General features: G+C 63.7%; 9 protein-coding genes and 1 tRNA gene. All 10 read left to right on the top strand.

The window, feature by feature from the left end:
• Window positions 1-113 precede the first annotated feature (113 nt).
• Window positions 114-635, top strand: a complete 522-nt coding sequence (locus LXM94_RS24325; protein WP_235774254.1) for a hypothetical protein — start codon at window positions 114-116, stop codon at window positions 633-635.
• Window positions 636-877: 242 nt separating this feature from the next.
• Window positions 878-1537, top strand: coding sequence for a hypothetical protein (locus tag LXM94_RS24320; RefSeq protein WP_235774252.1), 660 nt, complete (start codon window positions 878-880; stop codon window positions 1535-1537).
• A gap of 126 nt (window positions 1538-1663) precedes the next feature.
• A tRNA-Trp gene (locus tag LXM94_RS24315) sits at window positions 1664-1739 on the top strand.
• Between the two features lie 189 nt (window positions 1740-1928).
• Window positions 1929-2129 carry a preprotein translocase subunit SecE gene (secE, locus tag LXM94_RS24310; protein WP_235774250.1) on the top strand — a complete coding sequence of 67 codons (201 nt, stop codon included), beginning with the start codon at window positions 1929-1931 and terminating at the stop codon, window positions 2127-2129.
• Between the two features lie 14 nt (window positions 2130-2143).
• Complete coding sequence (nusG, locus tag LXM94_RS24305; RefSeq protein WP_235774248.1) at window positions 2144-2674, top strand: transcription termination/antitermination protein NusG; 531 nt, start codon at window positions 2144-2146, stop codon at window positions 2672-2674.
• A 209-nt stretch (window positions 2675-2883) separates the two neighbouring features.
• On the top strand, window positions 2884-3312 hold the full coding sequence (gene rplK / locus LXM94_RS24300) for a 50S ribosomal protein L11 (protein WP_235774246.1): 429 nt from the start codon (window positions 2884-2886) through the stop codon (window positions 3310-3312).
• A 4-nt stretch (window positions 3313-3316) separates the two neighbouring features.
• On the top strand, window positions 3317-4015 hold the full coding sequence (rplA, locus tag LXM94_RS24295) for a 50S ribosomal protein L1 (RefSeq protein ID WP_235774244.1): 699 nt from the start codon (window positions 3317-3319) through the stop codon (window positions 4013-4015).
• A gap of 333 nt (window positions 4016-4348) precedes the next feature.
• On the top strand, window positions 4349-4867 hold the full coding sequence (rplJ, locus tag LXM94_RS24290; protein ID WP_235774242.1) for a 50S ribosomal protein L10: 519 nt from the start codon (window positions 4349-4351) through the stop codon (window positions 4865-4867).
• 58 nt (window positions 4868-4925) lie between these two features.
• Window positions 4926-5303, top strand: a complete 378-nt coding sequence (rplL, locus tag LXM94_RS24285) for a 50S ribosomal protein L7/L12 (RefSeq protein ID WP_235774240.1) — start codon at window positions 4926-4928, stop codon at window positions 5301-5303.
• Between the two features lie 257 nt (window positions 5304-5560).
• Window positions 5561-9703: a DNA-directed RNA polymerase subunit beta gene (gene rpoB / locus LXM94_RS24280; protein ID WP_235774238.1), complete on the top strand. Its 4143-nt coding sequence runs from the start codon at window positions 5561-5563 to the stop codon at window positions 9701-9703.
• The last annotated feature ends 19 nt before the right edge of the window (window positions 9704-9722 follow it).

The raw sequence follows: 9722 nt of genomic DNA, 5'->3' as shown, positions 1-9722 counted from the left end.
AGCGCGATTTGCGCCCGGCGCCGGCATCGTCGCATCGATCGTCGGGTAACCCGGCACAGGCTACAAGGATCGGCCCCGCGGGAAACCTCGGGGTCTTTCGTTTTGGGGGGATCATGCTGTCCGACGAGCAGGGAGCCGAGATCCGTGCCTACCGCCACCGCGTGCGGCGCGACGGCTGCTGGGGCGGCTGCTTCGAAGTGTCCTGCTTCATCGAGCGGCATTTCGGCTGGCGGCGGCGGGACGGCGTCTACCAACTCGCCGACGGCACGCCGGTCTTCAAACATGCGTGGAACGAAACCGTCGACGGAGGCATCCTCGACGGCACGGCCGACCAGTTCGCACAGGGCGAAGACATTGCATGTCACGCGGCAGGCAGCGCCGCGCTGCGGCGCTACCGCGACAGATACAGCCAGGCGCACAACCCTCAACGGACCGCGTGGCTGTCGGGGCAGCCCTATCTCGGCCTGCCCGACCGGGCGTTCTGGCAGCAGCGCTATGAGGCGCGCCGCCTCGGTCCCGGCTGGTGGCTCGACGACAATGCGGACTATCTCCGCTGGCTTCTCAACGGTGCGCGGCTCTATCCGACCTTCGCGGCGAAGGTCGACGAATACCGGTCGCTCGGCTACGGCCTCTGAGGCGATCGGGCCGGCCGGCGCCGGCAAGGGCGGCTGCTGCATTACGCACCGCTTCATAAGGCGGGCCTGATAAATCACCAGAATTGACCAATTTCCAGCCGGGACATTTTCTCATACCATGCGACCACGCTGCCGGCCCCGGGAGGGCGGCGCGTTTGCGGGCCTTCGGGTCGGCGCCGCCTCGATGCGGCGGGCGCCATTGCGGCGCCGGAATCTTGTTCCTGAAGATTGGGAGTCCGATGATGCGTTTCGCCTTGTCGGCGTCTCTGGCGTCGATTTTGTTCCTTGCGGCAACGGCCGCCGTGGTGCGGCCGGCGTCGGCCGAGGACACATCGCTGCTCATCTGGTCGCCGGAGAAGATCTCCGACTACGCCTATCGGCTGCGTGTCGGCGCCGTCTCGCCGCGCGTGTCGGCGCTGAGTGCGGGCGTCGACCTCTCGATCGCCACCTCCTCGACCGGGACCGTCAGCGATCCGACCGAGCCGGCGATCTTCTGGACCGAATACGGAGCGACCGGACCGCGCGGCGTGGAACGTCGCGTGCGGCTCGGCCTGAATGCGCTGACCGGACTGGCCTCCACTGGCATCGGCGTGTCGCGGACCTTCATGGTGACGCCGGCGATTGACGTGGTGAGCGAGCGTGCGCTCGACCTCAGCTACGATCCGGTCCGCGGCTATATCGGCTCGGCCAACGCACGCCAGTCGGGCCGCGTCGCCCTGGTGGGAACCGGCACGTCCTTCGTCGCCAGCGGCGTCACGTCGCTTCGCGAATCGAGCGTCGCGGCGACGCTTGCCGTCGAGCAGAGCCTGTTCGACAGCATGAGCCTGCGTGCCGCGGTCAGCAAGGAGAGCTCCTCCGCGCCCGTCGGCTCGCTCAGCGCCAGCTTCTCGCTGCGGTGGTGAGGGCTCGTATTCGCGGGGGGACATTCTTCGCAAAAATGCGATGAGGCCCCTTGCCAAGCGCGCGACCTCGCCTTAAAGACGCCCTGCCTTCCCCGGTGCGGCGACAAGCCCCTGGCGGAAGGGCGAAGGGGTATAGCTCAGTTGGTAGAGCGGCGGTCTCCAAAACCGCAGGTCGGGGGTTCGAGCCCCTCTGCCCCTGCCAGTCGACCGAACAGCGCGGGGAACCGCGGCGGCGGCGACGGGCGACGGCGGACGATCCGTCCGCCATACATCGAGAAAAGGCCGGTTGCCTCTTGTTAAAAAGGGAATCGGGCTTTATGTAGGGCAAACAGACACGCGGTGCGTGGGGCTGATCATTCAGCTTTACGCGCCGTAATGGCGTGGACATTCAATGGCATCGAAAACGAACCCGTTTACGTTTCTGCAGCAGGTACGCTCCGAGACGGCAAAAGTGACTTGGCCGACGCGGCGCGAGACGATGATCTCCACCGTGATGGTGCTTGTCATGGTCTTCTTCGCAGCGCTCTTCTTCTTTGCGGCTGACCAGCTTATCGCGTGGGTGATCGGTTTCATCCTGAATGTTGGCGCCTGAGGTTGGAGATGAACATGGCTTCGCGTTGGTACATCGTCCACGCCTATTCGAATTTCGAGAAGAAGGTCGCTGAGTCGATCGAGGAGAAGGCCCGCCAGAAGGGGCTCGAACATCTGTTCGAGAAGATTCTGGTGCCGACCGAGAAGGTCGTCGAAGTGCGCCGCGGTCGCAAGGTCGATGCGGAGCGCAAGTTCTTCCCGGGCTACGTGCTGGTGCGGGCCAACCTGACGGACGAGGCCTATCACCTCATCAAGAATACCCCGAAGGTGACGGGTTTCCTCGGTTCCGACAACAAGCCGGTGCCGATTCCGGATTCCGAGGCGGAGCGCATCCTGTCGCAGGTCCAGGACGGCGTCGATCGGCCGAAGCCCTCGGTCTCCTTCGAGATCGGCGAGCAGGTCCGCGTCTCCGACGGGCCGTTCGCCTCGTTCAACGGCACCGTGCAGGATGTCGACGAGGAACGTTCGCGCCTCAAGGTCGAGGTGTCGATCTTCGGCCGCGCGACGCCGGTCGAGCTCGAATACGGCCAGGTCGAGAAGATCTGATCCATTGCGGCGGGCGCCCGGTTCGGGGTGCCGGCCGAAACGAAGTCCCGGCCTGTCGGCCGGGCGCGGGAAATACCCGCATCCGCGTGGGAGGGAAGGGCGCCTTAAGCCGGGCGCCGGGACCGCACCACGCAACCGCAGCCGCCGGCTCCTGACGGGGTCGGCATGAAGGGCCGGGCGACCGGCCGCATCCAGAAAGGCAGAGAGAAATGGCTAAGAAAGTTGCAGGCCAGCTCAAGCTGCAGGTCAAGGCAGGATCGGCGAACCCGTCCCCGCCGATTGGTCCTGCGCTCGGTCAGCGTGGCATTAACATCATGGAATTCTGCAAGGCGTTCAATGCCGCCACGCAGGAAATGGAAAAGGGTATGCCGATCCCGGTCGTCATCACCTATTACCAGGACAAGTCCTTCACCTTCGTCATGAAGCAGCCGCCGGTCAGCTACTTCCTGAAGAAGGAGGCGAAGATCCAGTCCGGCTCGAAGTTGCCTGGCAAGACCAAGGCGGGCTCGATCACCAAGGCTCAGGTCAAGACGATCGCCGAAGCCAAGATGAAGGATCTGAATGCAGCCGATATCGACGGCGCAATGGCCATGATCGAGGGCTCCGCCCGCGCCATGGGCCTGGAAGTGGTGGGTTAAGACCATGGCGAAGCTTGCAAAGCGTATCCAGAAGATCCGTGAAGGCGTTGACCCGACGAAGGTCTATGCGCTGACGGATGCCGTATCGATGGTCAAGGAACGGGCTGTCGCCAAGTTCGACGAGACGATCGAAGTCGCCATGAACCTCGGCGTCGACCCGCGCCATGCCGACCAGATGGTCCGCGGCGTGGTCAACCTGCCGAACGGCACGGGCCGCTCGGTCCGCGTTGCCGTCTTCGCTCGCGGCGCCAAGGCCGACGAAGCCAAGGCAGCCGGCGCGGACGTCATCGGCGCCGAAGATCTGGTCGAGATCGTCCAGGGCGGCAAGATCGATTTCGATCGCTGCATCGCGACCCCGGACATGATGCCGCTCGTCGGCCGTCTCGGCAAGGTTCTCGGCCCCCGCGGCATGATGCCGAACCCGAAGGTCGGCACGGTCACCATGGACGTCGCCGGCGCCGTCAAGGCGTCGAAGGGCGGCGCCGTCGAGTTCCGCGTCGAGAAGGCCGGCATCGTCCATGCCGGCATCGGCAAGGCCTCGTTCGACGTCAAGGCTCTGGAAGAGAACATCAAGGCATTCGCGGATGCCGTGATCAAGGCGAAGCCGACCGGTGCGAAGGGCAACTACGTCAAGCGCGTAGCGATCTCCTCGACCATGGGCCCGGGCGTCAAGATCGACCCGGCGACGCTGAGCGTCGCCTGAGGTTCGGTCCGGCTTCGGCCGGATCTCAAGAATTCCCGGTCATGTCTGGCCGGGAATTTCCGGGGCAACCCGGAACTCCTGTCCGAGATTGCAGGTGGTTAGCCCTTAATCACTTTGCCTGCATGAGACGGGTAAGACCTGGATTTCAATCAGCGTCCGAGACGCCGGAATTCGGTTCGAACCTACCTTGCCTTGTGCCCCGGCCCGAAAGGGTCGAGCGCGAGGGGACAGGATCCTCGAGCGTCGCTCGGGATCTCGCTTATGTGATCCCTGGCGGCAAAGGCAAACCCGGCAGGCCCCGTGTTTCACGGACCTGCCAACTGGAGATAGGCAGTGGAAAGAGCGGAAAAACGCGAATTCGTCACGGAGCTGAACGAAGTCTTCAAGGCTTCCGGTTCGGTTGTCGTGGCCCGCTATGCCGGTATCACGGTTGCGCAAATGAACGATCTTCGTTCGAAGATGCGCGCAGCCGGGGGTACCGTCAAAGTCGCGAAGAACCGCCTGGCCAAGATTGCCCTTCAAGGTACGGAGTCGGAGGGGATGTCTGATCTCTTCCAGGGTCAGACGCTCATTGCATACGCCAATGATCCGATGACGGCTCCGAAGGTTGCCATGGATTTCGCCAAGATCAACGACAAGCTCGTTGTGCTCGGCGGCGCCATGGGTGCGACCACGCTCGACGCCGATGCAGTCAAGTCGCTTGCGACCCTGCCGTCGCTCGACGAGCTGCGTGCAAAGCTGCTGGGCCTGCTGAATGCCCCGGCAACGCGCGTCGCCACGGTCGTTGCAGCACCGGCAAGCCAGCTTGCCCGCGTGTTCGCAGCCTACGCCAAGAAGGACGAAGCCGCTTGAGGCGGTTTTTCGCTGTTATTCAACAACCAGTTCGAACCGAACAAAAGGAACTAGTACAATGGCTGATCTCGCAAAGATCGTAGACGACCTCTCCTCGCTCACCGTGCTCGAAGCCGCTGAGCTGTCGAAGATGCTTGAAGAAAAGTGGGGCGTTTCCGCCGCTGCTCCGGTAGCCGTCGCTGCTGCCGGCGGTGGCGCTGCTGCTGCTCCGGTCGAAGAAGAGAAGACCGAGTTCGACGTCATCCTGGCGGATGCCGGCGCGAACAAGATCAACGTCATCAAGGAAGTCCGCGCCATCACCGGCCTGGGCCTCAAGGAAGCCAAGGACCTCGTCGAGGCTGCTCCGAAGGCTGTCAAGGAAGGCGTTTCCAAGGGCGAAGCCGCCGACCTCAAGAAGAAGCTGGAAGACGCCGGCGCCAAGGTCGACGTCAAGTAATACCGCGAATGCGGCGGGAGAGGGCGTCCGTCCTCTCCCGGCGTTCCTCGCTCCGGACCTGATTACCCAAAAGCCTGTCAAAACGGCTTTTGGGTAATGGGTTCTTCAAGAGGATGGTTCCAGACGCGATCGCAGGGCAATCCGGCCGTGCGGATCGGGTCTCGGGACGAGATTGAACCACCCATGATAGACGGGGCCGACTGGCCAGCGAACCCCGTCCGTTGCAGGCCCGGATGCACATTTTTGAAGGAGCGACGATGGCTCAGACCCTTTCGTTCAACGGTCGTAGGCGCGTACGCAAGTTTTTTGGTAAAATTCCCGAAGTCGCCGAGATGCCGAACCTGATCGAGGTTCAGAAGGCATCCTACGACCAGTTTCTCATGGTGGACGAGCCGCAGGGCGGCCGTCCCGACGAAGGCCTCCAGGCCGTCTTCAAGTCCGTCTTCCCGATCACCGACTTCTCCGGCGCTTCGATGCTGGAATTCGTCTCCTACGAATTCGAGCACCCGAAGTTCGACGTCGAGGAGTGCCGCCAGCGCGACCTGACCTATGCAGCCCCCCTCAAGGTGACGCTGCGCCTCATCGTGTTCGATATCGACGAGGATACGGGCGCCAAGTCGATCAAGGACATCAAGGAACAGAACGTCTACATGGGCGACATGCCGCTCATGACCGACAACGGCACGTTCATCGTCAACGGCACCGAGCGCGTCATCGTCTCGCAGATGCACCGTTCGCCGGGCGTGTTCTTCGACCATGACAAGGGCAAGAGCCACTCGTCCGGCAAGCTGCTGTTCGCGGCCCGCGTGATCCCGTATCGCGGCTCCTGGCTCGACATCGAGTTCGATGCCAAGGACATCGTGCATGCCCGCATCGACCGCCGCCGCAAGATTCCGGCGACGTCGCTGCTGATGGCGCTCGGCATGGACGGCGAGGAAATTCTCTCGACCTTCTACACGAAGTCGCTCTACCAGCGCGACGGCAAGGGCTGGCGCGTGCCGTTCAACGCCGATGCGCTGAAGGGCCAGAAGGCCGTGACGGACCTCGTCGACGCCGACACCGGCGAAGTGGTGGTCGAGATCGGCAAGAAGCTCACGCCGCGCCTGCTGCGCCAGCTGACCGACAAGGGCGTCAAGGCGCTGAAGGCGACCGACGAGGAGCTCTACGGCAACTATCTCGCCGAGGACGTCGTCAATTTCGCGACCGGCGAGATCTATCTCGAGGCCGGCGACGAGATCGACGAGAAGACGCTTCCGGTCATCCTGGACGCCGGCTTCGACGAGATCCCGGTCCTCGACATCGACCACATCAATGTCGGCGCCTATATCCGCAACACGCTTGCGGTCGACAAGAACGAGAACCGCCAGGATGCGCTGTTCGACATCTACCGCGTGATGCGCCCCGGCGAGCCGCCGACAATGGAATCGGCGGAAGCCATGTTCCAGTCGCTGTTCTTCGATTCCGAGCGCTACGATCTCTCGGCCGTCGGCCGCGTGAAGATGAACATGCGTCTCGACCTCGACGCCGCCGACACGGTCCGCACGCTGCGCAAGGAGGACATCCTTGCCGTCGTGAGAATGCTGGTCGAGCTGCGTGACGGCAAGGGCGAGATCGACGACATCGACAACCTCGGCAACCGCCGCGTGCGTTCGGTCGGCGAGCTCATGGAGAACCAGTACCGCCTCGGTCTGCTCCGCATGGAGCGCGCGATCAAGGAACGCATGTCGTCGATCGAGATCGACACGGTCATGCCGCAGGACCTGATCAACGCCAAGCCGGCGGCTGCCGCCGTGCGCGAGTTCTTCGGCTCCTCGCAGCTGTCGCAGTTCATGGACCAGGTGAACCCGCTGTCGGAAATCACCCACAAGCGGCGTCTGTCGGCGCTCGGCCCGGGTGGTCTGACCCGTGAGCGCGCCGGCTTCGAAGTCCGCGACGTTCATCCGACGCATTATGGCCGCATCTGCCCGATCGAGACGCCGGAAGGCCCGAACATCGGTCTGATCAACTCGCTCGCGACCTTCGCCCGCGTCAACAAGTACGGCTTCATCGAAAGCCCGTACCGCAAGATCGTCGACGGCAAGGTGACGAACGACGTGGTCTACCTCTCCGCCATGGAAGAGGCGAAGTACCATGTCGCGCAGGCCAATTCGGTCCTCAACAAGGACAACTCCTTCTCGGAGGAATTCGTCGTCTGCCGTCATGCCGGCGAAGTCATGCTGGCGCCGCGCGACCAGATCAACCTCATGGACGTCTCGCCGAAGCAGCTCGTTTCGGTCGCGGCCGCGCTCATTCCGTTCCTCGAGAACGACGACGCGAACCGCGCGCTGATGGGCTCGAACATGCAGCGCCAGGCGGTGCCGCTCCTCAGAGCCGAGGCGCCGTTCGTCGGCACCGGCATGGAGCCGATCGTCGCCCGTGACTCCGGTGCCGCCATCGCGGCCCGCCGCGGCGGCGTCGTCGACCAGGTCGACGCGACGCGTATCGTCATCCGGGCGACCGAAGACCTCGATCCGTCGAAGTCCGGCGTCGACATCTACCGGCTGCAGAAGTTCCAGCGCTCGAACCAGAACACCTGCGTCAACCAGCGTCCGCTGGTGACCGTGGGCGACAAGATCGAGAAGGGCGACATCATCGCCGACGGTCCGTCGACCGATCTCGGCGATCTGGCGCTCGGCCGCAACGCGCTGGTCGCGTTCATGCCGTGGAACGGCTACAACTACGAGGATTCGATCCTTCTGTCTGAGCGCATCGTGCGCGATGACGTCTTCACCTCGATCCATATCGAGGAATTCGAGGTCATGGCCCGCGACACCAAGCTCGGTCCGGAGGAAATCACGCGCGACATTCCGAACGTCTCGGAAGAAGCGCTGAAGAACCTCGACGAAGCCGGCATCGTCTATATCGGTGCGGAGGTTCAGCCGGGCGACATCCTCGTCGGCAAGATCACGCCGAAGGGCGAAAGCCCGATGACGCCGGAAGAAAAGCTCCTGCGCGCCATCTTCGGCGAGAAGGCCTCCGACGTGCGCGACACGTCCATGCGCATGCCGCCGGGCACTTTCGGCACCATCGTCGAGGTTCGCGTCTTCAACCGCCACGGCGTGGAGAAGGACGAGCGCGCCATGGCGATCGAACGCGAGGAAATCGAAAGCCTCGCCAAGGACCGCGACGACGAGCAGGCGATCCTCGACCGCAACGTCTACGGCCGCCTCGCCGACATGCTGCGCGGCCACGTCGCCGTCGCCGGCCCGAAGGGCTTCAAGAAGGGCACCGAGCTTTCGAACGGGGTGATCTCCGAATATCCCCGCTCGCAGTGGTGGATGTTCGCCGTCGAGGACGAGAAGGTCCAGGGCGAGATCGAAGCGCTCCGCGGCCAGTACGACGAGTCGAAGTCGCGCCTCGAACAGCGCTTCATGGACAAGGTCGAAAAGGTCCAGCGCGGCGACGAGATGCCTCCGGGCGTCATGAAGATGGTCAAGGTCTTCGTCGCGGTGAAGCGCAAGATCCAGCCGGGCGACAAGATGGCCGGCCGCCACGGCAACAAGGGCGTCGTGTCCCGCATCGTGCCGATCGAGGACATGCCGTTCCTGGAAGACGGAACCCATGTCGACATCGTGCTGAACCCGCTCGGCGTGCCTTCGCGCATGAATGTCGGCCAGATCCTGGAGACGCATCTGGCCTGGGCTTGCGCCGGAATGGGCAAGCGCATCGGCACCATGCTCGAGGAGTACCGCGTGTCGCAGGATCTCGTGCCGCTGCGCAAGGAGATCACCGACATCTACGCCTCCGGCTCGTCCGCCGAAGGCGTCGACAAGTACGACGACGATTCGATCGTGCGCCTCGCGGAAGAAGCCAAGCGCGGCGTTTCGATCGCCACGCCGGTCTTCGACGGTGCGGTGGAACGCGACGTGACGTCCATGCTGGAGCGCGCCGGTCTCGACGGTTCCGGTCAGTCGGTGCTCTATGACGGCCGGACGGGCGAGGCTTTCGACCGGAAGGTGACCGTCGGCTACATGTACATGATCAAGCTGAACCACCTGGTGGACGACAAGATCCACGCGCGTTCGATCGGTCCGTACTCGCTTGTCACCCAGCAGCCGCTGGGCGGCAAGGCGCAGTTCGGCGGCCAGCGCTTCGGCGAAATGGAGGTCTGGGCGCTCGAGGCCTATGGCGCCGCCTACACGCTGCAGGAGATGCTGACGGTCAAGTCGGACGACGTCGCGGGCCGCACCAAGGTCTACGAGGCGATCGTCCGCGGCGACGACACCTTCGAGGCGGGCATTCCGGAGAGCTTCAACGTTCTCGTCAAGGAAATGCGTTCGCTCGGTCTTTCGGTCGAACTCGAGAACTCGAAGATCGATCCGGCTGCCGAAGCGAGCCAGCTTCCGGACGCCGCGGAATAAGACATGTCGACGCGCGCCG

The sequence above is a fragment of the Rhizobium alarense genome, assembly GCF_021555155.1.
Taxonomy (GTDB): Bacteria; Pseudomonadota; Alphaproteobacteria; order Rhizobiales; family Rhizobiaceae; genus Rhizobium_D; species Rhizobium_D alarense.
This window is presented reverse-complemented; position numbering and strand designations above follow the sequence as displayed.